At 31.6% G+C, this 13204-nt stretch carries 16 protein-coding genes; 4 read left to right on the forward strand and 12 right to left on the reverse strand.

Features of this window, described 5'->3' with window-relative positions; all coding sequences use genetic code 11:
* A partial coding sequence (add, locus tag CD035_RS09045; protein WP_103354251.1) for an adenosine deaminase occupies nt 1-933 on the forward strand: 933 nt, incomplete at its 5' end.
* Between the two features lie 56 nt (nt 934-989).
* Here the strand turns inward: add and CD035_RS09050 are convergent.
* Complete coding sequence (locus CD035_RS09050; protein ID WP_048540545.1) at nt 990-1364, reverse strand: hypothetical protein; 375 nt, start codon at nt 1362-1364, stop codon at nt 990-992.
* 30 nt (nt 1365-1394) lie between these two features.
* Nucleotides 1395-2024 carry an NDxxF motif lipoprotein gene (locus CD035_RS09055; protein WP_048540544.1) on the reverse strand — a complete coding sequence of 210 codons (630 nt, stop codon included), beginning with the start codon at nt 2022-2024 and terminating at the stop codon, nt 1395-1397.
* Nucleotides 2025-2197: 173 nt separating this feature from the next.
* Between CD035_RS09055 and bioB the strand changes: the two genes are divergently transcribed.
* Both bioB and CD035_RS09065 read left to right on the forward strand, forming a co-directional pair.
* A complete protein-coding gene (gene bioB / locus CD035_RS09060) occupies nt 2198-3160 on the forward strand; it encodes a biotin synthase BioB (protein WP_048540543.1) in 963 nt (320 codons plus the stop codon).
* Nucleotides 3161-3308: 148 nt separating this feature from the next.
* Entirely contained in the window at nt 3309-4670 is a 1362-nt protein-coding gene (locus tag CD035_RS09065) for a CitMHS family transporter (RefSeq protein ID WP_048540542.1), read from the forward strand.
* 385 nt (nt 4671-5055) lie between these two features.
* Here CD035_RS09065 and CD035_RS09070 read toward each other — a convergent pair whose 3' ends face one another.
* From CD035_RS09070 to CD035_RS09085, 4 genes are all read right to left on the reverse strand, one after another.
* Nucleotides 5056-5994: a mechanosensitive ion channel gene (locus tag CD035_RS09070; RefSeq protein WP_048540541.1), complete on the reverse strand. Its 939-nt coding sequence runs from the start codon at nt 5992-5994 to the stop codon at nt 5056-5058.
* Between the two features lie 207 nt (nt 5995-6201).
* A complete protein-coding gene (locus CD035_RS09075) occupies nt 6202-6504 on the reverse strand; it encodes an excalibur calcium-binding domain-containing protein (RefSeq protein ID WP_048540540.1) in 303 nt (100 codons plus the stop codon).
* 153 nt (nt 6505-6657) lie between these two features.
* Complete coding sequence (locus tag CD035_RS09080) at nt 6658-7137, reverse strand: GNAT family N-acetyltransferase (RefSeq protein WP_048540539.1); 480 nt, start codon at nt 7135-7137, stop codon at nt 6658-6660.
* A gap of 112 nt (nt 7138-7249) precedes the next feature.
* On the reverse strand, nt 7250-7579 hold the full coding sequence (locus CD035_RS09085; RefSeq protein WP_025907313.1) for a DUF4889 domain-containing protein: 330 nt from the start codon (nt 7577-7579) through the stop codon (nt 7250-7252).
* Nucleotides 7580-7771: 192 nt separating this feature from the next.
* Here CD035_RS09085 and CD035_RS09090 point away from each other — a divergent pair, with 192 nt between their 5' ends.
* Complete coding sequence (locus CD035_RS09090; protein ID WP_048540538.1) at nt 7772-8662, forward strand: fructose bisphosphate aldolase; 891 nt, start codon at nt 7772-7774, stop codon at nt 8660-8662.
* Between the two features lie 87 nt (nt 8663-8749).
* On the opposite strand, the gene CD035_RS09095 is transcribed toward CD035_RS09090, so the two are convergent.
* The 6 genes from CD035_RS09095 to CD035_RS09120 are packed head-to-tail and all read right to left on the reverse strand — an operon-like array spanning nt 8750 to nt 13196.
* Complete coding sequence (locus CD035_RS09095; RefSeq protein ID WP_025907310.1) at nt 8750-9139, reverse strand: transcriptional regulator GutM; 390 nt, start codon at nt 9137-9139, stop codon at nt 8750-8752.
* Nucleotides 9140-9156: 17 nt separating this feature from the next.
* On the reverse strand, nt 9157-10152 hold the full coding sequence (locus tag CD035_RS09100) for a 2-hydroxyacid dehydrogenase (protein WP_048540537.1): 996 nt from the start codon (nt 10150-10152) through the stop codon (nt 9157-9159).
* Nucleotides 10153-10157: 5 nt separating this feature from the next.
* Nucleotides 10158-11216, reverse strand: a complete 1059-nt coding sequence (locus CD035_RS09105) for a zinc-binding dehydrogenase (protein ID WP_048540536.1) — start codon at nt 11214-11216, stop codon at nt 10158-10160.
* 16 nt (nt 11217-11232) lie between these two features.
* A complete protein-coding gene (gene srlE, locus CD035_RS09110) occupies nt 11233-12255 on the reverse strand; it encodes a PTS glucitol/sorbitol transporter subunit IIB (RefSeq protein WP_048540535.1) in 1023 nt (340 codons plus the stop codon).
* An 18-nt stretch (nt 12256-12273) separates the two neighbouring features.
* Nucleotides 12274-12819 carry a PTS glucitol/sorbitol transporter subunit IIC gene (gene srlA, locus CD035_RS09115; protein ID WP_048540534.1) on the reverse strand — a complete coding sequence of 182 codons (546 nt, stop codon included), beginning with the start codon at nt 12817-12819 and terminating at the stop codon, nt 12274-12276.
* Between the two features lie 20 nt (nt 12820-12839).
* Complete coding sequence (locus CD035_RS09120) at nt 12840-13196, reverse strand: PTS glucitol/sorbitol transporter subunit IIA (RefSeq protein WP_048540533.1); 357 nt, start codon at nt 13194-13196, stop codon at nt 12840-12842.
* Nucleotides 13197-13204 lie beyond the last annotated feature (8 nt).

Raw genomic sequence — 13204 nt, forward strand, 5'->3', positions numbered from 1 at the left:
TTAGACGGATCTGTCAGCATCGAATTAATCCAACAACTCGCACGAGAACAACATGTATCTATTAATTTAGAAGATATTCAAGTAGATCAAAATTGTGAAAGCTTAGACGACTACTTAAAATCTTTCGACACCATTTTAAAAGTGCTACAAACAAAAGATAGCTTAGAAAAAGCTGTTGTCGACGTCGCACGACAAGCACATCACGACAACGTTAAATATATAGAAATCCGATTTGCACCACTTTTCCATACAGATAAAGGCTTAAACATTGAAGAAATATTAGAAGCTGTTAACAACGGAGCAATCGAAGCTGAAGATACATATGATATTAAAGTCAATTTGCTAATTTGTGGCATGCGACATCACGACAACCAAACAAACATCGACCTATTTAAATCAGTAGATCAGTTAAATACAAACAATCGTCACATCGTAGGTTTTGATTTTGCGGGTCCTGAAGAAGCCTTTCCAACAAAGGTCATACAGGAAGCTATACAACATTCTACAGATTCTGGCCATTACTTAACATTGCATGCCGGTGAATGTGGATGTATACATAATATAATAGAAGGAATCGAACTCGGTGCACAGAGAATAGGACATGGCGTTGCAGCAATTCAAGATAATCAAGCATTATCGTACATTAAACAACACAACGCATTATTAGAAATTTGTCCGACGAGTAACTTACAAACAAAAGCAATCCAATCAGTAGAAGAACTTAATATTAGAAAGCTCATAGAGCAAGGTATCCCATTTAATATTAATACAGATAATAGAACAGTTTCGAATACAAACTTAAACCAAGAATACCAACTCTTATACAACCATCAGTTGTTAACAATACCAGAAATGAAAGACATTAATATTAAAGCAATAGACCATGCGTTTATATCAGACATTGAAAAAGAACAATTAAAGACGAAATATTAAAATACCAAAAGGCTGAGACAGATCATACTGTCCCAGCCTTTTAAGTTTCTTGATTGTTATTTACTTGATTCTTTTTTTATGAAATATTTATTTTCAATAATGTCAGTAATGAATAATACAATAAACCAACCAAAAATATATAACGGATTCGTAAATTGATTATTCTGGTACATACTCAATATGTATAATGACATTATTACCAAAAATATTATCATTACAACTAATCTAAATATCATAAATTTCTTGAAATCCTTTGCTTTCTCGCGTCCTCTCAACCAATCTCTAAATAAAAGAAAAATAATAAAAATCGGAAATAAACAAATAAGTACTTGTTCAAGACTTAGGAATAAACCTAATAATAAACTTAAGGCAATAATTAGAAATACAAATACCCCCGTTAATAACTCTCTATTTTTAATTAACTGTTTCATCATACACCCACCATCTTTCAAAATAACCTTTTACCTTTTAAACGCATTCGTCTTCACATTGATTTGTTTAAGGAATTTTTCTATTTTTGCTTGTTGTCTGCCATTTACCTTTTGACTATCTGGTACGATATCTTTTATATCTTTTGTTGAGATGGTACCTTTTTCTGCTTTATCTTCTATTTTTTGCACTTGTTGATCTAAATTTTTAATTGTTTGATTGTAACTGGTAAAGTACTGACTGATTCTATTTGTTTCTTTTTGATAACCTTTTGGGAGTGTATTATTTCCTATATAATTTGAGAAGTTCTGGTCATTCTTTTCTAAAAGTTTTCTACCTTCTTCTAATTGATCTGCTTCTCTCTTCGTTAAAGGTTGTTCGTCCCATACTTTTTCTTCAATCTTTGTTGTCACTTTATAAATACTTTCATTTGTATCTAAATAACGTTGAATACTTTTATGTATTTCTGACTTTGATAATTTTTCATTTGTTAAATCAGATTCAAATAAAACAGTTGGCAACTTTGCATTTTCATGTTTATTTGCCTCCTGTTCTGATTGATTGTGCTCATTATTTTTACTTGCTGAACTTTCTTCGTTTCCACATCCTACAAGCAATAAAGCTAAACTACTATATATGATGACTGACTTAAACTTCTTCATTTTATCTCTCCTATATATAATTTAAATCTTTCAATATATATGCTATCACTAGTTCATTTTAATTTCTACCATATTTTAGTAATTATTACTTAATTGTTAACCTATTAATAATTTAGGTTTACAATAAAGGATATTATTAGTATTCTATTAATAATTAAAGAGGGGGAATTTTAATGACTTTAGGAAATAACATCATCAATGGTCATCACTTAACTTTTGATGAGGCTTTAAAAATTTATCTAGATGAATCGATTGATACATTAACACTTGTTCAAGAAGCTTATAAAGTTCGATATCATTATTATGGTAAAAAAGTAAAACTGAATATGATTTTAAATGCCAAAAGTGGTATTTGTCCTGAAGACTGTGGTTACTGTGGTCAATCAAGAGATGTTAAACAAAAATCTCAACGATATGCACTTATTCCAGAGAATCAAATTGTCGATGGTGCTAAAGTGGCTTCTGAAAATAAAATTGGAACATACTGTATTGTTATGAGTGGTCGTGGTCCTAGTGATAAAGAGGTTTCTCACATTACTGATTCTGTTGAACAAATTAAAAGAAATCATCCTCAACTTAAGATTTGTGCTTGTCTCGGATTAACAAATGAACAACAGGCGGAGTCCCTTAAAAACAGTGGTGTAGACCGATATAACCATAATATAAATACTAGTGCTAATTATCATGATGAAGTTGTGACAACACATAGTTTTGATGATCGCGTAAATACAATTAATATAATGAAGGAAAAGAATATCTCTCCATGTTCTGGTGTGATTTGTGGTATGGGTGAATCTGACGAAGATATTATCGATATGGCTTTTACATTGAATCAATTAGATGCTGATAGTATTCCAGTCAATTTCTTACATCCTATAAAAGGTACGAAATTTGGAAGTATGGATGACTTAACACCTATGAAATGTATTAGAATTCTATGTATGTTTAGGCTCATTAATCCTACGAAAGAAATACGTATTGCTGGTGGTCGTGAGGTAAATTTAAGAACGCTTCAATCATTATCTCTTATGGTAGCAAACTCTATTTTTGTTGGAGATTATTTAATTACTGGTGGTCAACCAAATCAAATGGATTATGACATGATTCAAGATTTAGGATTTGAAATTGATTATTAAATTATTATTAGAATTTTCAATTTATTATATTATTTTTTAATGTAAAATGTTATAATAAACATATGCTTTCTATTACACTTTAATGTGTTGTAGAAAGCTTTTTAATTTTTAATAATGTAAGCGCTATATTAAACTGAGGGGGATAAAAATGGAAGAACCAAATACGCTGCTGACAATAGTTGGACTCGTTATTATTATTTCAATTGTCGCAATGTTAATTATGAAGAAAATTAGTCCAGTTGTAGGAATGATTTTAATACCTGTAATTGGCGCATTAGTTATTGGTCATGGATTTGGAGATATTCGAAAATATGTTGAATCCGGTATTGATCAAGTATTTAATGTAGCAATCATGTTTATTTTTGCGATTATCTATTTCGGTATTATCTCAGATAGTGGTTTATTCAGACCTTTTGTTAGAGGAATGATTAAATTAACACGAGGTAATATTATTATCGTTGCGATTGTCACAACGATTATCGGTACTTTTGCACAATTAGACGGTGCTGGTGCCACTACTTTCTTATTAGCAATTCCTGCTTTATTACCATTATACAGGGCACTAAAAATGAGCCCATATTTATTAGTACTACTTCTTGCATTAAGTGCAGCAATTATCAACATGGTACCTTGGGGCGGACCAATGGCAAGAACCGCTTCTGTCCTTAAAGTCGATAATATCAACGACTTATGGTATCAAGTTATACCTATTCAATTAGTCGGAATCGTACTCGCAATTCTATTCTCTATCTATTTAGGAATCCGTGAAAAAAGACGTATTGCTAAAGCTTTTCCTAATGAGGATGTTGTGAAAATCAATATGGATGAAATTATTGCAAACTATGAAAAAGACCAAGAAGAGAATGCTACTATTAAAGGTGAAGCTACAAAGCATACTTACATACTTTGGCTCAATTTAATACTTACAGTCATCGTCGTAGCTATGATGTTATTAGATATTGTACCTCCTGAATTTGCATTTATGCTCGGTGTTGCAGTCGCATTACCATTAAACTTTAGAGATGTCGATGAACAAATGGAGCGTATTAGAGCACATGCACCAAATGCCTTAATGATGGCAGCTGTTATATTAGCAGCAGGTGTATTCCTAGGAATACTTAATGAAACAGGTATGTTAGAATCGATTGCACTATCGTTAATTGCAGTATTACCAACAGTTGTAGGACCATACTTACACATTATAATCGGTGTATTAGGTGTTCCTTTAGATTTATTAACAAGTACAGATGCTTATTATTTCGCAATCTTACCTATAGTAGAATCAACAGCCAGTCAATTTGGCGTTCCATCACAATCAACAGCCTTCTCACTTATGATAGGTAACGTAATCGGAACATTCGTCAGCCCATTCGCACCAGCAGTATGGTTAGCCGTTGGACTTGCAGAAATAAATATGGGTAGATATATCAAATACGCATTCTTCTGGGTTTGGGGTTTCTCCATCCTAATGCTATTTATCGCTATCTTGATGGGCATTGTTACGATATAGAATGTGATTTTTGAAAAAAGTGAGGATGTTTAGGGTTTATGCTATGACTTGGACTATCTATTGGCTTTATTCAGTACTTAAGCCATGACTTGAAATATCTCTTGGCTTTATTCAGTACTTAAGCCATGACTTGGACTATCTCTTGGCTTTATTCAGTACTTAAGCCATGACTTCGGCTGTCTCTTGGCTTTACTCAGACATTAAGCCATGACTTCGACTATCTCTTGGCTTTACTCAGACATTAAGCCATGACTTGGACATTCTCTTGGCTTTATTCAGTACTTAAGCTATGACTTGGGCCACAACTCTTACCTTCACTCACCCATTAAATATTTTCACACAAAAAAGCTGAGACACGGATGTCTCAGCTTTTTCTAATCATCTTTTATTTGTCATTTGATTCAGCTTTACGTTCAATTTTTGATAATGTTTTTTCTGCAAATGACTTACCACCGATACCGAATGAGATAGCAAATGCTACTGCTACAGCACCTAAGATTAGTAAGAATGCTACATTAACAATGCTTTGAGCAAAGTTTAATTGATCTAATGTCATAAATACTGAAACGATGATTACTAAATATTTAACGATTTCAGATACGAATACGTTACCTGTAGATTTTTTAATTAATTTAGATAGTAAGTTACCACCAATGAAACCAATTAATAAGATAATTGCTGCTGAAATTACTAATGGTAAGTATCCAATAATTGCTTCACCAATTGTATTTAATACTTCTAAATTAACTGTATTTAATGATTCAACAACAAAGAATAAACCAATGATTGTTGAAATTACCCAGCCTGCAGCTGAAGGAATATCAATACTTTCTTTATTCTCACCAAAGTTTACATAGTGATTATATTTACTAACATTTAAATTTGTTAATAAGTTTTTAACTAATGTACCTAATACTTTTGCGATGAATAAACCAACAACTAATATAACAATCGCAACAATAATTCTAGGTAAGAAGTCTAATACACTACCCATCATGTTTTTAATCGGTGTTGATACAGAAGTCATATTTAATGCATCAAACACTGATGGTAAGAATAATAGGAATATAATGAAGTAAGCTAATTTACCAAATGTCTGAATTAAACCTTCAGATCCTGATTTGCCACTTCCTGATTCAGTTAACCCCTTTTTCTCTAGCCATTTCTCAAAACCAACTGCGTTTAAACCTTTCACAATAATTGTTTTAACAATTACTGCAATTAACCAAGCGACAATTAATAATATAATTGCACTAATTAAGTTTGGTATGAATGCTATAATGCTGTCTAAAGCATTTAAGAATGAATCTGTTATTTTACTCATATTTAATTCCTCCTTTCTTGATATGTTACCCTAGTATAATAATACTAATCATATTTTTTATAATAATTTTTGATTTGTTTAAAAAACTATTCTGAAAGCCTAAATAATTTGAATAAGTAATTAATATTTTTAAAAAAATAAACGAGCAGATGATCAAACATCTGCTCGTTTCACGTAAAACACAATCCCCTTTAATAATACTTCTACCTAGTATCTTTCACACGCAATTTTATCTTTATCTCTATCAAATTTTGGTAAGTATGCACGATGACCATAAGTCACACCATTTGGAAATACTTTTCTTAAATCTGTGCAATTTTGATAGTTACGTTTTTCCTTAGCACCCGGTTTTTTGTAATTATATCTTTGGCTTGGTGGTAACTGTGTTGTTTTCTTTTTTACAACTTTCTTTGTAGCTGCATCAACTTGACTATGAATTGAAGGCATTGTAAAAGATAACACACAGATAATAGCTAGCAGTAATTTTAAAATATTATTTCTTGTTCTCATTTTTCTTCCCCTTTAATTTTTTATAAATATAGCACAATTGATTGTAATTTTCTACTGTATTTAGCAAAATTCTTTAAAATTATTTTCTTTTATTTTTTCTGGATTATTAATATAAAAAAGACCATGAACTTTAAAATTCATGGCAACTATGTATCATATTCTTTTCATCATTCTTACTTCTTTTAATGCTTTACTAAAATCACTTATTTTACCATCTTTTTTAAAGCCATGTTTTTCATAAAATTTAATCGTAGGATGATTATCTTCAAAAACCCAAAGACTTAATTCATCATATTTATCCTTCATTTGTTCTTCCGCTTCTTGCATTAAACGTGTGCCTATTCCTTGGTTTTGATATGCTTCAAGTAAGTAAATGACCATAATTTCACCACATGTATCACTTGTATCTTCATCTTTGTCTTTACCATACATTAGAAATCCAATCACTTCTCCATCAACCTCTGCAACAATACACGGTGCATTAAATTTATGGTGTCTTTCAATATATGATGATAACGTTAATTGATCCAAATAACTATCTGGAACAATTCCTCTATATGTCGTCAACCAAGACTCATAATGAACTTTAGCAATCGCTTCAATATCTGATTCTTGTTTATTTCTGATTAACATCACTTTAACCACCCACATTCTATAGAAGTTAAATGTAATTTTACTATAAGTGTCTATTAAATAAAATAGTAAAAGTCCGAGACATTCTCATTCGTCTCAGACTTTATATTCCTTACATTTCCATATCATGTATTTTCATCATTAAACCATGTGGTATATCATCATGTTTGACGACTTCTTTTTTATAAAATGTTTTGCCGTTATCGTTTGAAATTAATTTTACAAAATCACCTTTTTTAGGTTTGAAATCACTTGTTGATTCGATTTTGATATTTTCCGTAACTTCATTATTTTTCTCACTTACTACTTTTTCTGCAGTTGTACTATTCTCCATATATCCGTAGTAAGTACTTTTTTGCGTTGAAAATAACAATAAAGCTGCGACTGCTAAAGCTACGATAGCTAAGCCACCTATTAATAATATTGCTGATTTTTTATTCATTGAGAATCCTCCCTAATGTACATCATAATGCGTATAAGCATTTTATGAAATAATCACGCATCAATCTTCTTAAATTCGACATATTTATTTAGTATTTTTCTCTCTTAAAAAAATCATTAAAAGTTGAATAACTTGCGATAAATGGTAAAAATCATCATACTATAATTGAAAATATCTAAAGGAGTGGAAAAAATGAACCAAGAACAATTTGAAAAAATAAAAAATGGTAAAGGTTTTATAGCTGCACTAGATCAAAGTGGTGGTAGTACTCCAAAAGCTCTTAAAGATTATGGTATTGAAGAAAATCAATACAGCAATGAAGATGAAATGTTTACACTTGTTCATGAAATGAGAACACGTATCGTAACATCTCCAGCCTTTACTTCTGAAAAAATATTAGGTGCTATTTTATTTGAACAAACAATGGACCGTGAAGTTGAAGGTCAATATACTTCTGACTACTTAGCTTCAAAAGGTATCGTTCCTTTCTTAAAAGTAGACAAAGGTTTAGCAGATGAAGAAAATGGCGTTCAGTTAATGAAAGTCATTCCTGGTTTAGATGAGTTATTACAACGTGCAAAAGAACGTAATGTATTCGGTACAAAAATGCGTTCAAATATTCTTGAAGCAAATCAAGAAGCTATTGCTAAAGTTGTAGAACAACAATTTGAAATTGGTAAACAAATTATCGAAGCAGGATTAGTTCCAATTATCGAACCAGAAGTGAACATTAATGCTAAAGATAAAGAAGAAATCGAAGATATCTTAAAAGAAGAAATCGCGAAAGAACTAGATAAATTAAACGACGATCAATACGTAATGTTGAAATTAACAATTCCAACAAAACCAAACCAATATAAATCATTAATCGAACACCCTAACGTTGTTCGTGTCGTTGCATTATCAGGTGGTTACTCAAGAGAAAAAGCAAATGAATTACTGAAAGAAAATGACGGACTTATTGCAAGTTTCTCACGCGCATTAGTAACTGACCTATTCGCTGGACAATCAGCAGAAGAATTTAATAACGGATTACAAGACGCAGTAGATTCAATCTATGACGCTTCAGTCAATAAGAATTAAAAACATAACAAAAGGCTTGGACAATTTATTAGTGTCCGAGCCTTTTTTATATTGGGGTTATATTCGGAATAAAACTTTTAATACTTTTTAATTCAATACACTTTTTCTTTGATTTACTTTCTGGAATACTACTTTATTAATAGCTTCTTCTACTACTTTTTTATGTTTCTTTTTCTCCCAATTCATTGAATCAATGGATTCTCCTTCATATTCTTTATATTTATAGAATTTTGATAGCACCATGATTCCTGACAAGATATTACATTCCAAAATTGTACCTTCTTTATCTGTAACTACTATCGCCACTTTACCAGGTCTTAAAAACTTTTTAGTAATCCCCACTCCTAAATAGCCTTCTGAATATTTTGCAGTGAGTTTTTTAATTTTTTTCTGATAATATATTCCATGGTAATAGTTTGCAACTGCTTGTAATAGAACAACGATAATTAATAGTATAATAAACCCGAAATTTTCCATATATTAAACCTACTTTTCTATTTAATATTTTCTAAAATGATTTTCGCTAATATAACTGGTGAGTTCGCAAAATTCCCTATTGTAGAGCCTGCAATATGCGGTGTAATCGTAATATTATCTAATTTATTATATGGATGTTCTAATGGTAGCGGTTCTTTTTCATATACATCTACTGCAGCACCTGCTATTTCTCGACTTTCTAATGCTTTAATCAAATCTTCTTCATTTATAAGTCCAGATCTAGCAGTGTTTATGACGACAGCACTTTCTTTCATGATTTTAAAGTGTTCTTTATTTAACATATCTTTTGTTGTATCTGTAAGTCTATAATGCATTGTAATGATATCCGCTTCTTTGACTAAATCATTTAGATTATTAACTTGTCTATCTTCACTTTGACCATCATAATACTCATCAAAATATAATATTTCTCCACCAAATGGTCTAAGTAAGTCAGCTACTCGTTGACCGATAGCACCATAGCCGATAATACCAACTTTAGAATTTTTAATTTCTGGTGCTAGTACTCCATTTGGATAGTGTTTTTCCCACTTACCTTGCTTCAAGTTAAAATGACCTTTAGCAATATTTCTAATTTCAGATAAAATCATACCTACTGTAAATTCGGATACACTTGTAATACTTCTACCTGGTGTATTAAAAACTTTAACACCTGCTTTTTCTGCATACGCATGATCCACATTTTCAATACCTGCACGTAGCACACCAAGTATTTTTAAACTCGTAAATTTATCTATTGTTTGTTGATTAATTGGTGCAAATTGAGTAATAACAATATCAAAAGTTTCAGCATTATTTAATAATTCTTCAGGTAATTCAACTGCGTCTGGTCCATTTTTTTCTAATTTAATATTATCGAGTTGAAGTTGTTCTAAATCATCGTGTTTCCATTCTCGTATAGTTACATCGATACCATTATTTTTCAATTCTTGTAAACCTACGTCCATCATATCTTTATCAATAAATAAGTCACTAATAGCCAAACATTTCATCGTATCTACTCCTCTGTCTGTAATTTTACTGACACTCTATAACTACCTCTTGTGCTCGCTTTTTCAAAAGCACTTTGAATATCATTGAGTGAAAATGTTTCTTCTATTAGAGGACTGACATCAATTTTTCTGCTACTAATCAATTCTGCTGCATCTTCAAAATCCTCTATACTAGATCCATATGTTCCAACAAAGTAACTTTCACGATAATGTATATAATTAGAATCGACATTAAGTTCTGGTGAAGGATAACCCGCTGCAAAAAATAGAATTTGTCCTTCTGAATTTTTGATAATATCTAATGATTGTTGATTTGCTGAAGCCGTACCAACTGCAACAATTACAATATCAGCACCTTGACCAGTTAACGCCATGATTTTTTCTTTTAAATCTACTTCATTAATATCTATTACTTCAAAACCCAGTTCTCTTGCTTTCTTCACTTTGACTGGATTCCTTTCACTCACAATAACGTTTGCTCCTTTAATTCTTGCAACTAAAGCATTTAGCAGCCCCATCGTGCCTGCACCAATCACAACTAAATGATCATCTTTAGTGATCTTTAACTTCTTGATACCTCGTATAACTGATGATAGTGGTTCAACAAATCCTGCTTCTTGCGGAGATACATCATTGTTCACTTTCACGATACTTTTAGCGTTTCTTACAAAGTAATTTGCAAATCCAAATATACCAAAGTAGTCATCTGAGTAATTTTTACCGAATTGAGGGATGTTCTGACAGTTTGTTATTTTTCCTTTAAGACATTCGTCACATTTCCCACAATAGTCATATAGCACACTTACTTGATCACCAATTTGATATGTTTCTGAGACTTTTTGTCCCTTATCAATAATGATGCCAGAAACTTCATGCCCTCCTGCCATAGGATAACCTTGATGTTCTCTTTTACCTTGCCATTGCTGATAATCAGTTGTACATATATTACATGCTTCTTGACGAAGTAATACGTCATGTTCACCTAATTCAGGTAATAACATCGATTTAACACTAGATTTTCCTTGAGATTCTAAAACACCAAAGTCTATTTTTTCTATACTCATACTCTATCATCCTCACTTATATGAAAAATGACATGCCATATGCAATTAATACTGCTAGTGGTCCGGTTATTGTTCTTGAAAATAGAACAGCTGGTGCTGCAACACTGATTGTTTCAGGTTTTGCTTCTCCGAGTGTTAATCCAACTGGTATAAAGTCACAACCAACTTGTGCATTAATGGCAAATAAAGCAGGTAAAGCAATACTCATTTCAATATTTCCGCTTCCAATTTCATTACCAATTAATGTACCGATAATAGCACCAATAACTGCACCTGGAGCTAATAATGGAGATAAGAATGGCAACCCTGTAATAAAGGCTAATATTACAAGACCGATGAGATTATCCGATAAAGGACTCAGTAATTTGGCAATAATATCACCAATTCCGGTATAATTGATAATTCCAATTAACGTTGCGACAAACGCCATAAAAGGTATAATATTTTTAATTACTGTATCAACTGTATCTCTACCAGATTGATACATAATATTCATAAACTTACCTGCACCTTTAGCGATTTTATCAATGATAAGCATCATTTTGTTTTTAGATACTTCTTCCTCTTGCTGATGTTCTTGTTTTGCTTCTTTGATTTTTGTTTTTATATCTTCATTTCCAGATTGTGTCTCACTTTCACTTTTAGTAGCAGCTAATTCTTGAGTTTCTCCATCACTTACATTCTCTAAATCTTCCGGTGTTACACCAGATACAAATATATCTTCTGTCATGAACTTAGCTAAAGGACCAGACGGACTCATAACTTTTACATTTATCGTGGGAATCCCTATTCTTGGATAAGTTCCACATCTAGCTGTACCACCACAATCAATTACTGCAACCATTGTTTCTTCTTTTGGCACTGGATCTTTAAAGGAGTCAACTGCAGTTGTTCCCGTCATTTCTGCTATTTTTTTGGCAACAGGGTGAATACCACCACCGGTTACACTCACTACATATTTCAGTTCATCAGTGGCTTTCAATGTTAAGGGACCACCCCAACCTTGTTTCCCTTTATTAACCTTCACTATTTTAGACATTTCTTATCCCCCCTTAAATCATTGATCTTCGTTTAGAATATGATTTAAACCTTGTTTTTTGAATAAATGCATACTAATTTTTTCAGTTATAAAGCCTCTCATCAATATGACAATCAAACCAGTTAATAGAAACATTAAAGCTAGTGATGATTGATTCCCACCTGCTTTTGAAAAGCCATGCGCAATACCTAACCAAATAAATAATTCAGCAGAGTTGGCATGTGGGAAAAGTCCTGTTACTGGATGTAAAAATGAAACCGTTGAATCATAATATGCTGGTTTATATCGTTCAGGCAAAAATCTCCCAACCGTATAACACATAGGATTTGTAAAGAAGAATACAGCTAAAAATGGAACAAGTGTGTATCTTAGAATTGTAAATTTAGTGATTTTCTGAATAAAATTATTTACATTGTCTTCACCAATCAATTTTACTAATGCATTGATTGCCGTGATTAATACGATTAACAATGGAATAATATCCGTCATAAATCCCATAAACACTTCTGCGCCTTCTTCAAACATTCCTATGAAACCATCAGCTACTTTTGTTAAGAAATTCATTAAACATCACCCCTATATTTTTAATAAAGTTTAATCTTTTCATTTAAAGCAAGCTCTGGAAAATGAGATGGTGTTACTAAAATCGCGCCAGGTAAAATTTCTGTATTTTCAACATCTGAGAAATAAATTGAAACATGACCTAATGTATCAAAATTTTCATTGGCTTCTGATCCTACTTGAACAATATGATATTCATTATTTCCAATAGATAATGTGCTACCTTCAACTAAATTATGACCAGTGTCTTCTTCAGGTACATGTAAGACTGATATGTCAGCTAATTCAGGTGGTGCATCCTTTCCAAATAATACTAATAATTTTTCCTGTTTAAACTCTTCTACTAACGATCCTATTTCTACTATTTTTGAACTAAACATTTTGACAC

This window comes from Mammaliicoccus sciuri (assembly GCF_002901825.1).
GTDB lineage: Bacteria > Bacillota > Bacilli > Staphylococcales > Staphylococcaceae > Mammaliicoccus > Mammaliicoccus sciuri.

Bases quoted from the DNA above. Each gene is read 5' to 3' on its own strand.
- CD035_RS09085 (WP_025907313.1), bottom strand. From the start codon at position 7,579: ATGAATAAAAAATCAGCAATATTATTAATAGGTGGCTTAGCTATCGTA.
- CD035_RS09055 (WP_048540544.1), bottom strand. From the start codon at position 2,024: ATGAAGAAGTTTAAGTCAGTCATCATATATAGTAGTTTAGCTTTATTG.
- CD035_RS09105 (WP_048540536.1), bottom strand. From the start codon at position 11,216: ATGAGTATAGAAAAAATAGACTTTGGTGTTTTAGAATCTCAAGGAAAA.
- CD035_RS09090 (WP_048540538.1), top strand. From the start codon at position 7,772: ATGAACCAAGAACAATTTGAAAAAATAAAAAATGGTAAAGGTTTTATA.
- srlE (WP_048540535.1), bottom strand. From the start codon at position 12,255: ATGTCTAAAATAGTGAAGGTTAATAAAGGGAAACAAGGTTGGGGTGGT.
- CD035_RS09065 (WP_048540542.1), top strand. From the start codon at position 3,309: ATGGAAGAACCAAATACGCTGCTGACAATAGTTGGACTCGTTATTATT.
- CD035_RS09050 (WP_048540545.1), bottom strand. From the start codon at position 1,364: ATGAAACAGTTAATTAAAAATAGAGAGTTATTAACGGGGGTATTTGTA.
- srlA (WP_048540534.1), bottom strand. From the start codon at position 12,819: ATGAATTTCTTAACAAAAGTAGCTGATGGTTTCATAGGAATGTTTGAA.
- CD035_RS09120 (WP_048540533.1), bottom strand. From the start codon at position 13,196: ATGTTTAGTTCAAAAATAGTAGAAATAGGATCGTTAGTAGAAGAGTTT.
- CD035_RS09080 (WP_048540539.1), bottom strand. From the start codon at position 7,137: ATGTTAATCAGAAATAAACAAGAATCAGATATTGAAGCGATTGCTAAA.
- CD035_RS09095 (WP_025907310.1), bottom strand. From the start codon at position 9,139: ATGGAAAATTTCGGGTTTATTATACTATTAATTATCGTTGTTCTATTA.
- CD035_RS09075 (WP_048540540.1), bottom strand. From the start codon at position 6,504: ATGAGAACAAGAAATAATATTTTAAAATTACTGCTAGCTATTATCTGT.
- CD035_RS09100 (WP_048540537.1), bottom strand. From the start codon at position 10,152: ATGAAATGTTTGGCTATTAGTGACTTATTTATTGATAAAGATATGATG.
- CD035_RS09070 (WP_048540541.1), bottom strand. From the start codon at position 5,994: ATGAGTAAAATAACAGATTCATTCTTAAATGCTTTAGACAGCATTATA.
- bioB (WP_048540543.1), top strand. From the start codon at position 2,198: ATGACTTTAGGAAATAACATCATCAATGGTCATCACTTAACTTTTGAT.